This is a genomic window from Mycobacterium sp. NPDC004974, assembly GCF_053600815.1.
Window position 1 is genome coordinate 60469 of sequence record NZ_JBSGAQ010000021.1, and the last position, 15133, is coordinate 75601.

17 protein-coding genes and 1 tRNA gene are annotated in these 15133 nt (G+C 66.6%); 9 read left to right on the forward strand and 9 right to left on the reverse strand.

The window, feature by feature from the left end; all coding sequences use genetic code 11:
• The first annotated feature begins 4 nt into the window (after positions 1-4).
• Positions 5-613, forward strand: a complete 609-nt coding sequence (locus ACWEFV_RS31060; RefSeq protein ID WP_450073015.1) for a TetR/AcrR family transcriptional regulator — start codon at positions 5-7, stop codon at positions 611-613.
• Positions 610-1434: a hypothetical protein gene (locus tag ACWEFV_RS31065; protein ID WP_450073016.1), complete on the forward strand. Its 825-nt coding sequence runs from the start codon at positions 610-612 to the stop codon at positions 1432-1434. The genes ACWEFV_RS31060 and ACWEFV_RS31065 overlap by 4 nt, the downstream gene beginning before the upstream one ends.
• 23 nt (positions 1435-1457) lie before the next feature.
• Here ACWEFV_RS31065 and ACWEFV_RS31070 read toward each other — a convergent pair whose 3' ends face one another.
• Positions 1458-2120 carry a TetR/AcrR family transcriptional regulator gene (locus ACWEFV_RS31070; RefSeq protein ID WP_450073030.1) on the reverse strand — a complete coding sequence of 221 codons (663 nt, stop codon included), beginning with the start codon at positions 2118-2120 and terminating at the stop codon, positions 1458-1460.
• A gap of 47 nt (positions 2121-2167) precedes the next feature.
• Here ACWEFV_RS31070 and ACWEFV_RS31075 point away from each other — a divergent pair, with 47 nt between their 5' ends.
• Positions 2168-3598, forward strand: coding sequence for a cytochrome P450 (locus tag ACWEFV_RS31075; RefSeq protein ID WP_450073017.1), 1431 nt, complete (start codon positions 2168-2170; stop codon positions 3596-3598).
• 19 nt (positions 3599-3617) lie between these two features.
• Here ACWEFV_RS31075 and ACWEFV_RS31080 read toward each other — a convergent pair whose 3' ends face one another.
• The 6 genes from ACWEFV_RS31080 to ACWEFV_RS31105 form a co-directional block, all read right to left on the reverse strand.
• Positions 3618-4088, reverse strand: a complete 471-nt coding sequence (locus ACWEFV_RS31080) for an SRPBCC family protein (RefSeq protein WP_450073018.1) — start codon at positions 4086-4088, stop codon at positions 3618-3620.
• Between the two features lie 120 nt (positions 4089-4208).
• Positions 4209-4284, reverse strand: a tRNA-Ala gene (locus tag ACWEFV_RS31085).
• Between the two features lie 55 nt (positions 4285-4339).
• On the reverse strand, positions 4340-5539 hold the full coding sequence (gene sepX / locus ACWEFV_RS31090) for a divisome protein SepX/GlpR (protein ID WP_450073019.1): 1200 nt from the start codon (positions 5537-5539) through the stop codon (positions 4340-4342).
• Positions 5540-5777: 238 nt separating this feature from the next.
• Positions 5778-6431 carry a GNAT family N-acetyltransferase gene (locus tag ACWEFV_RS31095; protein WP_450073020.1) on the reverse strand — a complete coding sequence of 218 codons (654 nt, stop codon included), beginning with the start codon at positions 6429-6431 and terminating at the stop codon, positions 5778-5780.
• Between the two features lie 46 nt (positions 6432-6477).
• Positions 6478-7716, reverse strand: a complete 1239-nt coding sequence (glp, locus tag ACWEFV_RS31100; RefSeq protein WP_135457916.1) for a molybdotransferase-like divisome protein Glp — start codon at positions 7714-7716, stop codon at positions 6478-6480.
• Between the two features lie 70 nt (positions 7717-7786).
• Positions 7787-8704: a UTP--glucose-1-phosphate uridylyltransferase gene (locus tag ACWEFV_RS31105; RefSeq protein WP_450073021.1), complete on the reverse strand. Its 918-nt coding sequence runs from the start codon at positions 8702-8704 to the stop codon at positions 7787-7789.
• A 39-nt stretch (positions 8705-8743) separates the two neighbouring features.
• On the opposite strand from ACWEFV_RS31105, the gene ACWEFV_RS31110 reads away from it, so the two are divergent.
• The 3 genes from ACWEFV_RS31110 (at position 8744) to ACWEFV_RS31120 (ending at position 12233) form a co-directional block, all read left to right on the forward strand.
• Positions 8744-9331, forward strand: a complete 588-nt coding sequence (locus ACWEFV_RS31110; protein ID WP_450073022.1) for a 5-formyltetrahydrofolate cyclo-ligase — start codon at positions 8744-8746, stop codon at positions 9329-9331.
• Between the two features lie 170 nt (positions 9332-9501).
• On the forward strand, positions 9502-11349 hold the full coding sequence (locus ACWEFV_RS31115; protein ID WP_135457920.1) for an amino acid permease: 1848 nt from the start codon (positions 9502-9504) through the stop codon (positions 11347-11349).
• Positions 11346-12233, forward strand: coding sequence for a universal stress protein (locus ACWEFV_RS31120; RefSeq protein ID WP_450073023.1), 888 nt, complete (start codon positions 11346-11348; stop codon positions 12231-12233). Before ACWEFV_RS31115 ends, ACWEFV_RS31120 begins: the two co-directional genes overlap by 4 nt.
• Positions 12234-12327: 94 nt before the next feature.
• Here ACWEFV_RS31120 and ACWEFV_RS31125 read toward each other — a convergent pair whose 3' ends face one another.
• Positions 12328-13038: an HNH endonuclease family protein gene (locus ACWEFV_RS31125; protein ID WP_450073024.1), complete on the reverse strand. Its 711-nt coding sequence runs from the start codon at positions 13036-13038 to the stop codon at positions 12328-12330.
• 126 nt (positions 13039-13164) lie between these two features.
• Between ACWEFV_RS31125 and ACWEFV_RS31130 the strand changes: the two genes are divergently transcribed.
• From ACWEFV_RS31130 to mscL, 3 genes are all read left to right on the forward strand, one after another.
• Positions 13165-13497 carry an FmdB family zinc ribbon protein gene (locus ACWEFV_RS31130; RefSeq protein ID WP_135457924.1) on the forward strand — a complete coding sequence of 111 codons (333 nt, stop codon included), beginning with the start codon at positions 13165-13167 and terminating at the stop codon, positions 13495-13497.
• 70 nt (positions 13498-13567) lie between these two features.
• Entirely contained in the window at positions 13568-14227 is a 660-nt protein-coding gene (locus tag ACWEFV_RS31135) for an SAF domain-containing protein (RefSeq protein WP_450073025.1), read from the forward strand.
• A 136-nt stretch (positions 14228-14363) separates the two neighbouring features.
• Entirely contained in the window at positions 14364-14825 is a 462-nt protein-coding gene (gene mscL, locus ACWEFV_RS31140) for a large-conductance mechanosensitive channel protein MscL (RefSeq protein WP_450073026.1), read from the forward strand.
• A 68-nt stretch (positions 14826-14893) separates the two neighbouring features.
• On the opposite strand, the gene ACWEFV_RS31145 is transcribed toward mscL, so the two are convergent.
• On the reverse strand, positions 14894-15133 hold a 240-nt coding region (locus tag ACWEFV_RS31145), incomplete at its 5' end, for an MspA family porin (RefSeq protein ID WP_450073027.1).

A 15133-nucleotide genomic window follows, 5' to 3' on the forward strand; every position in this document is an offset into this window, starting at 1 on the left:
CGCCATGACGTCGCGACACGCACCATCCGTGGCCGAATCGCCGGCCCGGGGCGTCCGTGAGGCCCGCCGAATCGAAACCCGGGCCCGCTTGTTCGACGCTGCGCTGGCCGAGATTTCGGACCGTGGGTTGGCCGCCGCCGATGTCAGCGCGATCGCGGCCGCGGCGGGCGTGGCACGGGGAACGTTCTACTTCCATTTCCCGACCAAGGAGCACGTTCTCATCGAGGCGGAGCGCGACGAGGAGACCCGGATCGTCCGCGAACTCGACAAAGCCAAGGGCGATCTGGAGTCGATCCTCACGCAAGTCGTCCGTCGTGTCCTCAGTGCCGAACGCCGATTGGGCGCAGCGGTTTTCCGGGACATGCTCGGCCTGCATTTCTCCTCGACGCGTCCGGTCGAAGACGAGTTGGCACAGCACCCGCTCGCGGAGTTCCTGGTGAGGGTGATCAGGCGGTCGCAAGACGCAGGGCAGGTGTCTGCCGACCGGAATGCGAGTGAGCTCGCGAGGTTCTTCCTTACCGGCCTGTTCGCCTTGCTGGCCACCGGAGTCTTCGATTCTTCGGTGTTGAACCGTTATGTCACAACGATTGTCAACGGGATGGAGAAACGATGAACCGCACCGGCATCGAGGGCTACCGGGAATTCCTGGCGAGGCGTGACGGCGAAGCCGACCTGCTCAACAGGCGTTTGGCGAATCGAGAGCGATTCTTCACCGAACTGGAGGAACACCCCGTCCGCTCGGCCCGCCCCGCCGACCGCGCCGTCTTCCTTCGCAATCTGCGCCGGCGTCGGCCGGAACCCGGCCTGGACCGCAAGATGCTGTTTCTGCTGGCGACCGCCAAACTCAATCAGGCGGAACGGTTCGGCGTGGGACTCGGCGAAACCTTCGGGCGCAACAGCGACGAGAATCTGCCGCCCGAGAACGTCTATCTCGAACTCGAAGAGCACTACCACACCCGGCTGCTGGCATACGCGCTCGACGTCTTCGACCTGACCTTCCAGGTCGTCCCCCCGCCATTCGTGATGCGGCAGTTCGTCAAGACCGGCGTGTTCCTCCCCCAGCGCCTCGGCTTCATGTTCGTCGGAGCCGCAGAGATGGCGGGCTGCATCATGTTTGACGAACTGCGCCGTGCCGGTGCCGAGCTCTTCGCCGACGAACCCGAAGTCGCCGAACGAATCGAACTGCTCTACAGCGAGATCCTCACCGACGAGATCGGCCACGTCGGCTACTGCGCATCACGCTGCAGCTCAGCAGAGCGAGCGGTCATGCGCCGGATCTACCCGCTCATCGGACGGCTCTTCGCCCGCCAGACGGCTGAGATCAATCTGCTGATCGACCCCAAGGCGTTGCATGCGCGCCTGGACCGGCCCTTCGATGTCGACGAGCTCACGGCCGGCCTGGACAACGAGACGTACCTCGTCACACACCCGTGAGGGCAGGACTTACCATCCAGCGCCTAAGACGGAGTGATCCGGGCACGGGCCACCTGCGCGGCCCCGTTGCCGGTGATCAGCCACAGGGTGGCGAGCTGCGCGATGAACTCCTCGAGTGACAGGTCGACGCAACCGTTGACGAATTCCAGGATCGCGTCGGCCGTCCCGCCGACGATGAACGCCGGTGCCACCTTAGCCAGTGGGTCCGCCTCCAACTCGACGCCGTGCACGGTGCGGCCATGATCGATGAGCACGCCGGTGAGCCGGTGCATGACCGTGGTGCGGTGAGCATCGAGCTCGGGCGACGCTGCCACCCCACCGAGTAGGACACGGGCGCGACGCGGGTCGTCCACGAGTGCCCGTACCGCCGCCGTCACGCTCGCCAACGCCTGGACTTCCAGCGCTTCATGCGCGGCCGCGTCCGCCGCGGCCACCGCGGCGCGACGTACGCCCTCGGCGATGTCGTCGACGACGGCAGCCGACAGGGCATCCAGATCGGTGAAGCTCTCGTAGAAGTACCGCTTGTTGAGAGTGGCAGCTGCGCAGACCTTTTCGACCGTCACTCCCCGCCATTCATTGCGGGCCATCGCATCCATTGCAGCTGCCAGCAGACGCTCGCGCCGTTGGCGGAGGCGGGCTTCGGCCGATTGGCCCCCGTAGACGCGTTTGGTCGTTGACACCACCATCACATTCTGGCACGGTTTCGTACCAGATAGGTGACCGGGAGGACCCAATGGAACTTTGTTCGCCTGCGAACACGCACCGCCTCCAAACCTTGGGCGCGGCCGTCACCTCCAGATTTCCGAGCGGCGAGCGTCCGCTGGCGATGCCGCCCCGGGGATCGAATCTGAAGCCCGTCATGGGCAATTACGGTTTTCCGTTCCTCGGCCATGTATTGAGCTCACTGGCCGACCCCCTGGCCTTCGCCCGGGACCGGTACGAGCGTTACGGGCCGGTGTCGTGGGCTGGGGGCGTCGGCTTCCGCGTCGTCGGTCTCATGGGCCCTGACGCCTTGGAAGCCGCATGGGTCAACCGGGACAAGGTCTTCTCCAGTACGCGCGGCTGGGCACCGGTCATCGGACCGTTCTTCCACCGCGGAATGATGTTGCTCGACTTCGACGAACATCGCGACCACCGCCGCATCATGCAGCAGTCCTTCACCCGCAGCGCGTTGGACGGCTATCTGGAACTGATGCGGCCCAGTATCGATCGCACCCTGAGCAATTGGCCGTCGGCACAGCGATTTCCGTTCTATCCGTCCATCAAGCACCTGCTGCTCGAACAGGCCGCGGAGGTGTTCGTCGGCACCCATCTCGGTCCCGAGTCCGACCAACTGTCGGCGGATTTCCACGACACCGTGCGAGGCGGGCAGGCGCTGGTACGCGCGGACGTACCCGGCGGCGTGTGGGCCAAGGGTCTACGGGCCCGGCAGCGGCTCGAACGCTACTTCGCCGAGCAGGTTCCCGACCGCCAGGGCGGCGACGGCACCGACCTCTTCTCGATGCTGTGCCGCAGCGAGGATGAAGACGGCGCACGGTTCACGCCGGCCGACATCGTCAACCACATGATCTTCCTGCTGATGGCTGCGCATGACACCACCGCCATCGCGTTGTCCATGCTGACCTACGAACTGGGCCGGAACCGGCAATGGCAGGACGCGTTGTGCAAGGAGGCGATCAGCCTCCCGAATGACACCCCGACGGTGCTCGACCTGGATGCCTACCCACTGCTCGATGCCGCATTCAAGGAGATCCTCCGAATGTATGCACCGGCCGGCGCGCTCTTCCGGCAGACCGTTCGCGACACCGAGATCCTCGGGCACTTCGTCCCACGCAAGACCCAGGTGGCCATCAATGTCTATGCCTCCATGCGGCTTTCCGACTGGTGGGCCGACCCCGACACGTTCAATCCGGAACGGTTCGTGAACAATTCCGAGTCCCGCGCCACGGTGAGCCGCTACGTGTTCGCCCCCTTCGGCGGCGGCGCCCACAAGTGCATCGGCCAGCAGTTCGCCGATATGACAGTCAAGACCACCATGCACCAGATGCTGAGACGGTTCGAATGGAGCGTGCCTGACGACTATCGCCCTCAGCTGACCTGGGGCACCGGGCCGACCCCTGCCGACGACCTACCGATCACCCTGCGATCGCGCGCACTGACGTAAGCAACGCCCTCGACGCGAATCAAGTCGCGTAGCGGTCGTGCAACTTGGTCAACGTGGACTCGATACCCTTTGCGTTGCCCTTGGCGAAGCCCATTCGCTCGTAGTACTTCAGCGTGTCCTTGACCCGCCCGGTGTCGCGGTAATCGAATGTCTCTGTCACGCGCGTGAGGGTGGGGGCGAGTGCGGTGAACTCCCAGCGCCAACGGTGCCCCACCGGATGTCGCCATTCAAAGAGTTCGTCGGGTCTCACCGCGGTGACGACGCTGGTGATCCGGTAGGGCACCCCGTACATCCGCATCCCAGTCGTGAACTTCGCACCCGGAGCGATGTCATCTGGGCACGACACGTTGTCGCGGACGGTGCCCGAACCGTCGATCTCGTGGTGACGACGCGGGTCGGCGATCATGGCGAACAGTTCGGCCGCAGAGGCATTGACCTCCACGGAGCGGCTGACCTGATTCGGACCCACGTCAACGATGCTGACGGTCATGGTGTGTCCTTCGATTCGCATTCGCTGTTCGACGACGCTACTACCGACGAACTGCGGCCGGTGCGTTCTCCAGGAAAGAGAAAGACCCGCCGTCTCCGGCGGGTCTTTCCTATTCCAACTTGGTGGAGCTAAGGGGAATCGAACCCCTGACCTTCTCGATGCGAACGAGACGCGCTACCAACTGCGCTATAGCCCCTGATACCGAGTGGAAAGGCTACCAGCCATCCGCCCGGAACCGGAAACCGGCCGCCCTACTGCCCGGAAGCGCGCGGTAGATCGTATTCGCGGGACGCCGACGCGTACGACGAGTACGCCAGGTGCTCGAAGATCGGATCCTCGTCATCGATGTCGAGCACCACCGCACCGGGCCGGCGCAGCCGTGCCGGCACGACGTCGAGCTTGTGGTCGTCGGTGTTCTCCACGCCCAGCCTGGACCGGGCCATCCGCTGCGCACGACGACGCCGCAACTGCTCCTCGATGCGCGTCTGACGGCGCAGGTAGGCCAGATACAGCACGGTCAGCGTGCCGGCACCACCGAACACCCACCAGGCCGACGGCGTCACCAGGAGGGCGGCACCCGCCGAGAACAGCAACGTGGCGGCCAGTACCGCGAGCACGCGCTTGCGGAACTGGAACTTACGGGCGCTGATCTCCGCGGCTTTCTTGGATTCGAACCGACGCTGCCGGGTCGCGCTCAGCGACGCGACGGGCTCGTCGGCCTGCTGCTCGTCGGCCGGCTCGTCCTCGGCCTCGGGTTCCAGTCCCGACGTGTCGGCGACGTACTCGTACTCGTCGTCGGCGAGATCCTCCGGATCTTCGTCCTCCTGAACGTCCTCGAGATCCTGGGGATCCTCGGCCTCGTCGAGATCCACTGCGATGCGCTCGGTTTGAGCCTCCGATTCGACAGCCTCGAAGCCCGCGATGGGCTCCTCGACCGCGACGGGCTCGGGTTCCGCCTCAGGCTCGGCCTCGGGCTCGGTCTCGAATTCCAGCTCGAGCTCGGGCTCGGCCACTTCCTCGGGTTCGGCCGCTGCCTCGGCCGCCTCGGCCATCGTGCCGACCGGCAGTGCGCCGGAGTCCTCGTCGACGATGTCGACGTCAAGGTAGTCCGGTTCGGGGGTCTCGACGCTTACCGCTGCCACCACGACGGTGTGCTGCACCGTGGCGTGCACCCGCACCTCGACAGGTGCCTCGTCGTCCTCGAGTTCTTCATCGAGATCCTCGTCGAGGTGGTCGGCGCTCGGCCGCCAGTGCGGATCGCTGTGATGCCCGGCGGCGGGGCCGCGTCGTAACCGTTGTGCGTTGCGGCCGCTGTTGAGAACTCGAGTCGCCAGGGCGACGTCACTGGTACGCCGGACCGAGTCGCGCTTGCTGATCAACATCGGGACCAAAACGAACAGCCAGAGAACGACAAGGGAAATCCACAGCAGTGACTGGGGGATGCTTGGCATGACGCCTGCTCCTTTCCCCTTCAGGCTAGGTCTGTGACCAGCGCATCCATGGGTGGCGCGCCGACACAATTACACACCTGTAATTCGATCGATACAAGCACCAACAGTCACATTTGCCACATTGGTAACAGCTGACGAGGCGAACTTCGCTGAGATTGCTTCCAGGGCTGCGGATCCGGCGAAATCGCGACCGTGGGCGCAGTTTCGGCGCGGCGCGCCGCGCCCAGAACCAGCCGAATCAGCACCAACTGGCCCGGCCGGCCGAAACCAGGGCCTGGATCGCCGAATGTTTGAGCTCCTCCAACGTGACCGCCACCAGGAGATGGTCCCGCCAGGCGCCGTCCACCTCAAGATAACGGCGCAGCAGACCCTCCTCGCGGAAGCCCACCCGCGCCAGCACTGCCCGGCTCGCAGCGTTCTCCGGGCGCACCGTGGCCTCGACCCGGTGCAACTGCACTCCGTTGAAGCAGTGGTCGAGCCCCAGCGCGAGCGCACCGGTCGCCACCCCACCGCCGGTCTTGTCGCTGGCCACCCAGTAGCCGATCCACGCCGATCGCAGCGCGCCGTGGGTGACGTTGCCGATCGTGAGCTGGCCGGCGAACTGCCCGTCGAGCTCGATCACATACGGCAGCATCCGCCCTCGCCGGGCCTCGCTGCGCAGCCCCGAGCAGATCGCGGGCCACGACGAAACGGCATGGCGGACATGCCAATCCACACCGCTCACCGGCTCCCACGGCTCCAGGTGGGCCTGGTCGGCCAACCGGATGCGGCTCCACACCGCGGCATCGCGCAGCCGCACCGGACGCAGCCGCACCACACCGGCCTTCACCCGCACCGGTCCGATCGGACCGGGCCACCCGGGGTGAAAAGCGTTGGACCGGAACAGGCTCATCCGCACAGTCGATTCGTCACACCTTCATTCATCGAATGAAGTCTTATCAGCCGCGCTGAGCCAGGAATGCCACATCCACGGTTTCGCCGGTGCGAACCTCGTCGACTTCGCTCGGAATCACCACGAGACAGTTCGCCTCGGCGAGTGTGGCCAGCAGATGGGTGGACGCCCCCGGCGCCCCACCGAGGGCCTGCACCAGGTACTCGCCGGTGTCCTGGTCGCGCATCAACTGCCCGCGCAGGTATCCCGTGCGCCCGGCCACCGAACTGATCGGCGACAGCGTGCGGGCCTGGACCATGCGACGCATCGGCTGCCGCTTGCCCAGCGAGAGCCGGATCAGCGGGCGCACCATCACCTCGAACACCACCAGCGCGCTCACCGGGTTGGCGGGCAGCAGGAACACCGGAACGCGGTCCCGGCCGAGCTGACCGAAGCCCTGCACCGATCCGGGGTGCATCGCGATCCGGGACACCTCCATCTCGCCGAGTTCAGCGAGCACGGTCCGCACCGATTCGGCGGCGGCTCCGCCCACCGCGCCGGCGATGACCACGATCTCGTTGCGATTGACTTGGCCCTCAACGGTTTCCCGCAGTTCCCGGGGGTCGGTGCTGATGATGCCGACCCGGTTGACCTCCGCACCCGCATCCCGGCCCGCCGCCGCCAGCGCGTAGGAGTTCACGTCGTACACCTGCCCGGTCCCCGGGCTGCGGGATACGTCGACGAGCTCACCGCCCACGCACATCACCGACAGCCGGGGCCGTGGGTGCACCAACACCCGGTCACGCCCCACCGCGGCCAGCAAGCCCACCTGGGCCGGGCCCACGATCGTGCCGGCCCGCACCGCTACGTCGCCGGGTTGCACATCGTCGCCGGTGCGCCGGACATAAGCACCCGAGCGCACGCTGCGCATGATCCGGACCCGGCTCTCACCGCCGTCGGTCCATCGCAACGGCAGCACCGCGTCGGCCAGCGTCGGCATCGGCGCGCCGGTCTGCACCCGCGCGGCCTGCCGCGGCTGCAACCGGCTCGGGGTACGCGCACCCGCTTCGATCGAGCCCATCACCGGCAGGCTGATCTCACCGGCGCCGTCACCCACGGACAACACATCGACGCTGCGCACCGCGTAGCCGTCGATGGCGGCCTGATCGAATCCCGGCATCGGCCGCTCGGTGACGACCTCTTCGGCGCACATCAGGCCTTGCGACTCGGCGATGGCCACTCGCACCGGCCGGGGGGCCACTGCGGCAGCCGCTACCCGAGCCTGCTGTTCCTCCACCGAACGCACAACACGCCTTCCTATCCCATCTCCGGGCCGACGTGCGGCGTACCGGGCCAGCTCGTTGCCAGCCCTCCTGTCAGGTCAGACCCAATCGTTCGACCAACCACCGCCGCAAATCAGGGCCGTAGTCGTCACGTTCCAACGCAAAGTCAACCGCAGCCTTCAGGTAGCCGCCGGGATTTCCCAGGTCGTGTCGGGCTCCGCGGTGCACAACCACATGTACCGGGTGGCCCTCTTCGATCAGCAGCGCGATGGCGTCGGTCAGCTGGATCTCCCCGCCCACCCCGCGCGAAACACGACGCAGCGCATCGAAGATCGCCCGGTCGAGAAGGTAGCGGCCGGCGGCGGCGTACGGGGACGGCGCATCGTCGGGCTTGGGCTTTTCCACCATGCCCTTGACCCGCAGCACGTTCGGATTGGCCGCGTCGGGCACGGTCTCGACGTCGAAGACGCCGTAGGCACTGATCTCGTCTCCGGGCACCTCGATGGCGCACAACACGGACCCGCCGCGCTTGGCCCGCACCTTCGACATGGTTTCCAGAACACCGGTGGGCAGCACCAGGTCATCGGGCAGCAGCACCGCGATCGCGTCCTCGTCGGGAGCCAATGCGGCCTCGACGCAGCTGACGGCGTGCCCCAGTCCCAGTGGCTCGGCCTGCACCACAGACTCGACCTTGATCAGCGCGGGAGCGCGGCGGACCTTCTCCAGCATCGTCTTCTTGCCGCGAGCCTCCAGCGTGCCCTCGAGCACCAGGTCCTCGACGAAGTGCGCGACGACGCCGTCCTTGCCTTCGGAGGTGATGATGATCAGCCGCTCGGCACCGGCCTCAGCCGCCTCGGCCGCCACCAATTCGATGCCCGGGGTGTCGACCACCGGCAGCAATTCCTTGGGGACCGTCTTGGTCGCCGGGAGGAATCGCGTACCCAGACCGGCCGCCGGGACCACGGCCGTGTAGGGAATCGGCACCTCAGGCGCCTTGTGAGACGTGCTCATCGTTCACACACTAACGTCCGTTCTGAAAAGGTGGAGGGCGTGACCCCGCCGACCAAGACCGATTTGCGAACCGGCGTTCTCCGTGCAAGACGGGCCGTACGGGCCGACCGCCGCGACAGTGAGGCGCAGGCACTTTGCCGCTGGCTGCCCACCCTGGTGCGCAGCGGGCAAACGGTGTGCGCCTACGTTCCGGTGGGCTCGGAACCAGGGTCGCAGGCCCTGCTGGACGCTCTGTTGGAACTCGGTGTGCGCGTGCTGCTTCCGGTCGCCCGCAAAGACGAGGACGGCCGGGGTTTGCCGATGCAGTGGGGGCAGTACGCGCCCGGCAAGTTGGTGGCCGCCGAGTTCGGCCTGCGCGAGCCCGCACCACCCTGGTTGCCTGCCGGACGGATCGCAGATGCCGAGGTGGTCCTCGTGCCCGCGTTGGCCGTCGACCGCAACGGGAACCGGCTGGGCCGGGGCGCCGGGTTCTACGACCGCAGCCTGATCTACGCCGCACCGCACGCACGGTTGGTCGCGGTGGTGCGTGACGACGAACTGGTCGGCGAATTGCCCGCCGATCCCCACGACGTACGAATGACACATGCTCTGACGCCGTCGGGCGGAATCGTGACGTTGCAGCGCTGACTCGTCGGGCCGGGCCGTACCACCCGGATTCGGCAGCTGTCTGAACGAGCCGGGTCAGATTCCGACAGTTTCAGCCCGAATTCGGCTCCGCCGACCGGTCGCCGGGCATAGCGTTCACTTCTGTCCGCTTGTGACCTGAGTCACAAATAACGGAGGAGGACGGTGCGCACATGGGCGACACACCCGCATTGAAAAAGGCGCTCAGTCAGCGACAGTTGACGATGATCGCCATCGGCGGCGTGATCGGCGCCGGCCTGTTCGTCGGCTCCGGGGTGGTGATCGGCGCTACCGGGCCCGGCTCGTTCATCACCTATGCGCTGGCCGGTGTCCTGGTCATCATGGTGATGCGGATGCTGGCCGAGATGGCGGTGGCCAATCCGTCGACCGGCTCGTTCGCCGATTACGCGCGCAACTCGCTGGGCAACTGGGCGGGATTCTCCGTCGGCTGGCTGTACTGGTACTTCTGGGTGATCGTCGTCGGCTTCGAAGCCATTGCGGGAGCCAAGATCATCCAGTTCTGGGTGGACGTACCCATCTGGCTGACGGCACTGCTCCTGTTGATCGCGATGACGGCGACCAACCTGTTCTCGGTGTCGTCCTTCGGTGAATTCGAGTACTGGTTCGCCGGCATCAAGGTGGCGGCAATCCTGGCGTTCATCGGCTTGGGGGCTCTCTTCGTTTTCGGGCTGTGGCCCAACAAGGACATGGACTTCTCCAACCTGACCTCCCACGGCGGGTTCTTCCCGATGGGCGCGATGGCCGTCACCGTCGGCGTGGTGACGGTGATCTTCTCGATGGTCGGGGCGGAGATCGCCACCATCGCCGCCGCCGAGTCCGCCGATCCCGAGCGGGCGGTCGCCAAGGCCGCCAACTCGGTCATCTTGCGGATCGCGATCTTCTTCGTCGGCTCGGCATTCCTGATCACGACGATCCTGCCGTGGGATCACTTCAAGAAGGACGCCGCGGGCAACGTCGCGTCACCGTTCGTCTCGGTGTTCACCGAGATGGGTATCCCCTACGCCGATCACATCATGAATGCGGTGGTGCTCACTGCCGTGCTGAGCTGCCTGAACTCGGGGATGTACACCGCATCGCGCATGCTGTTCGTGCTGGCTGCCCGCCGCGAGGCGCCGCCACAGTTGGTCGCGGTGACCCGGCGCGGCGTTCCGGCTCCGGCGATTCTGACCTCCTCGGTCATCGGCTTCCTGTGTGTGATCGCCGCAGCGTTCTGGCCGGACACCATCTTCGCGTTCCTGCTGAATTCCAGCGGTGCGGTGATCCTGTTCGTCTACCTACTCATCTGCATCTCGCAGATTGTGCTGCGGTACCGCAGTTCCCCGGACCAGCTCAAGGTCAAGATGTGGTTGTTCCCGGTGCTGTCGTTGCTCACCGCCGCGGCCATTTTCGGAATCCTGATCCAGATGTACGTACAGGGCGGGGACAACCGGAAGGCCCTGACACTGAGCGTGGCGTCCTGGGCCGTGGTGATCCTGCTTTTCCTGGCCAACCGCTGGTTCATCGGGCACCGGCCCGAGGTGGCCGGGGTGTCCCCGGAACCCGGCGCCGAACATCCGCACCGAGTGTTGGTGTTGGCCAACGAGACTGTCGAATCCAACGAACTTCTCGACGAGCTACGGCGCATCGGCGCGGACCGCGACGCGCTGTATCAGGTCGTGGTGCCCGCCAGTCCGATCGACACCGGGGTGGCCGCCACCCATGGTCCACTCGACATCTCCGAGGCCACCACGCGTGCGGCCCAGCGCCGCCTCGATCAGACACTGAGCACGCTGCGTTCCGAGCAGTTGAAGGCCGACGGTGAGTTGGGTGACTACCGCCCGCTGCGGGCACTGGCCCATGCCGTCGAGACGTTCCGGCCCGACCAGATCGTGATCTCAACTCTGCCGCCGGAGGATTCGGTGTGGCACCGTTTCGATGTCGTCGACCGGGCCCGCACCGAATACCAGATCCCGGTTACCCATGTGGTGTCGCGCATGCGCACCCAGGAGCATGCGTCGTGACCATCCTGGCGGCATTCAGTGCCAGCCGGCACAGCAGCGCGCCGCTGAATCTGGCCATCCAGCTCGCCCGTACCACCGACGAGAAGGTGATCGCCGCGGCGGTGGTGGAGCGGGCCTGGCCACCACGCGACGACCCGGTCGAGGGCGAGTATCTGGCGTATGTCCGCGCGCAGGCCACACAGGCGTTGCAGCGCGCGGTCGCGGTGCTGCCCATCGACCTCGACGTCACCCCCGTCGTGCACGAATCCACGTCGATACCAACCGGTTTGATCGAGCTCGCGGATGCCCACCGGGCGACTGTGGTGTCGGTCGGCTCATCCTCGTCGGGAATGATCGGCCGGGTCGCGTTGGGCAGCGTCACCGAGCGCCTGGTCCACACCGCCCGGGTGCCGGTGGTCTTCGCGCCGCGCGGGTACAACCAGACCGACGCCCCCATCCGCCGCCTCACCGCGGCCTACGGCGGGGAAGCCGACGTCAACGGGCTCATCCCGGCCACCGCCGAGCTGGCCGCGTCGTGGAAGGCCAAGCTGCGCATCGTCTCGTTCACGGTCCGCAACACCGCGGCATTCGCCGGCACCATCGAATCCTCGGCCGAGGAATTGGTGGTCCAGCAGTGGTCACGGCGAACCATTGCCGAGATCACCAAGCAGCTCAACGCCATTCGAGATCAGATGGCGGTTCCGGACGTCGACGTGGTGGTCGGCGCCGGCCACGACTGGAACACCGCTGTGCAGAGCATCGGGTGGGACGCCGGGGACATGCTGGTGCTCGGCTCCGGTGCGGCCGCCCCGAGTGCGCAGGTGTTCCTCGGCTCGGCCGCGGGAAAGATCCTGCGGCACTCGCCGGTTCCGGTCATGATCGCGCCGCGTTACCAGCCGGGCTAGCAGCCTGGCGCCGGGACATCGGGTGCTTACACCGAGGATTCCAGTCACTATTGAGCAGCGATCCTCGATTTAGCGCTCAGCACAGACCGGCGGGCTAGCAGTTGTTCAGCACCGCCGCCATGGCGTCCTTCTCTTTGGCCGAGACCCAGAGCTGGTAGGCGGTTTTCACCTCGACCTGGCGGGCCACGAACTCACAGCGGAACGCGACATTGGGCGGTAGCCAGCTGGCCGCGTCGCGGAATGCCTTGTCGAAGTTGGGTTGCGCGGCCACCGCGATCAGGTTGCGTGGATCGTTCGCGAAATCCCTGCGCCGCTGCGGGTCCCAGGTGCGCGCCCCCTTGTACCAGGCGTCCGACAACGACACCAGGTGGTCGATCTGCACCGTGCCGGAGGTGTCGGGCCCGCGGGTGAACGCGATCTCCGCACCGGTGTAGGGGTCGTGCAGCACACCGCTGGCGGCGTAGCAGGTCCCGGGGCGGACAGTCAGCTGGGCCAGGTCGCGGCGCAGGATGTCGTCACGGGTATTGCAGCCGTTGTGGCCGAACTCGACGTTGACGTCGTCGCTCCAGGCCTCCCCGAAGCGGGACCGGGCGTAGTCGGTGTCACGGTCCCAGCCTTTGACCGGCAGCCCCGCCAACAGCGCGCGGGCGTGGTCATAGCCGGGAGTCTGCGGTGTCGGCTGCCTGACCTGACCGGTGGTCGGAGGCGGGACCGAAGGCGGGGCTGAAGGCTGGGCCGGCGGGTCGGCCTGACGCATCCGGGCCACCACGAGCACGGCCAGCACCGCCACGACTACCGCCACCACGACCAGTACCGCTAATCTTCCGGTGCGCCGGCGCCGGCGGCCCGCGGGAATGACATGGCCCACGTAGCGGTTCTAGCACTTGAGCCGGTAGAGTGCTAACAAGTTTGACCAACTCGGAGGGTTTTCGTGCCTACCTATTCCTACGCGTGCACTGAGTGCGGCAATCGGTTCGACGCGGTGCAGGCATTCAGCGACGACGCGCTGACCACCTGCCCCAAGTGCTCCGGCAAGCTGCGCAAGCTCTTTGGCTCGGTCGGAGTGGTGTTCAAGGGCAGCGGCTTCTACCGCACCGACAACCGCGAGTCGGGCAAGAGCTCGTCCAACGGCGCGCCCTCGAAGAGCTCGGAGAGCAGCTCGTCGAGCACGTCCTCGGACTCGTCATCTTCCTCGAGCGCGTCTTCGTCCTCGAGTTCGTCCGGCAGCTCCAGCTCCGCCCCCGCCGCGGCCGCTTCCAGCTAGCTCCAGAAGTTATCCACAGGACGGCGAAGACGCCGTTCTCACCCGGCCGTCGCGCGCCTACCGTGGCGCCATGGCCGAATCACTCAACCCGCCACCTTGGCGTCGGCTGACTGCTGCCCGGCCCGATTGGACCCGCACGGTGGCCGCTCGCCGCGCCGCGGCAGCCGCGCTGGTGGTGTTGGCCGCCATCGCGGCCCTGCGCTCCGATCCGCGGGGCGAGTACACCGAGATCGCGGTGGCTACCCACGACCTGTCCCCCGGCGTCGCGTTGACCGCCGCCGACGTACGACTGGAACGCCGCAGCACAGCCGCTGTGCCCGACGGCGCCCAACGTGACGTGGCCCCGGTGATCGGTGCGACGCTGACCGCCCCGGCACGTCGTGGCGAGGTCCTCACCGATGTCCGGCTGCTCGGGTCACGGCTGGCCGAATCGGCCGCGGGCCCGGATGCCCGGATCGTGCCGCTCAAACTCAGCGATACCGCGCTGCTCGATCTGATCCGCCCCGGCGACGTGGTCGACGTGCTGACGGTGACGGCCGATCGGGACGACACGCAGCCGGCCCGGCCGGTCGTGGTGGCCTCTGGGGCGGTGGTGGTGCTGGTCTCGGAGAAGGCCCGCGGGGCCGGAGTGGGCAGCGACCGCGTGGCCCTGGTGGCCCTGCCCGCACGCTCAGCCAACGAGGTCGCGGCCACCAGCCTGGCGCAGGCCGTCACCCTGACCATCCACTGAATACGACTCTCACTGTCGCACAACATAATTCGTTCGTTACGAAGATGTTGACCGACAATCGCCCGGCCATTCGGCCAACTCGGTTACTGTTTGCTTGTCGCACCGAAAACACCACACTGCAGGAAGGTTCCTGAGCATGTTGAAGGGCTTCAAAGAGTTTCTGTCTCGCGGCAACGTCATCGATCTTGCGGTTGCTGTGGTCATCGGCGCCGCCTTCACGGGCCTGGTCACCGCCTTCACGGAGAAAGTGGTCCAGCCACTGGTCGACCGGATCGGCGCCGGCCCCGGCAAGGAATACGGCATCCTCAAGATCTCACTGGGCGGCGATCCCGAGACGTTCATCGACTTGAACGCCGTCCTGTCCGCCGCCATCAACTTCGTCCTGGTGGCCGCGGTGATCTACTTCGTCATCATGGTGCCGTACAAGAAGCTGCGCGAGCGCGGCGAGGTCGAACAGGCCCAGGACACCGAGCTGGCCATCCTCACCGAGATCCGCGACCTGCTGTCCGAGAACGGTTCCACCGGTAAGCACGTGACCGGCCCCGGCACCGGTCCCAGCCCGGACACCGCCAAGCACACCAGTGCAGACCGCTCCTGACGGAGCAACACCCGGACATGAAAGCAGCCCCTGGATTTCTCCAGGGGCTGCTTTCGTTGAGGCCTAGCTCAGTTCATGTTCCACGGCTCGCCGTAGGTGGTGACGCTGTCACCGGTGGAGGCGATCAGGCGGGCGAACGGACGCAGCAGCACGCCACCTGCCGCACCGGTCACAGTGCCGTGCGCGTTGGACACCGCCACACCGCCGGCCGGGCCCTTGACGTCCACCGAGAAGGTGGCCACTTCCTGGATGCCCGGGCCGTTGCCCAGATCAGCGCTGATCGACACACCCGGGAACAGGTTCGGGGT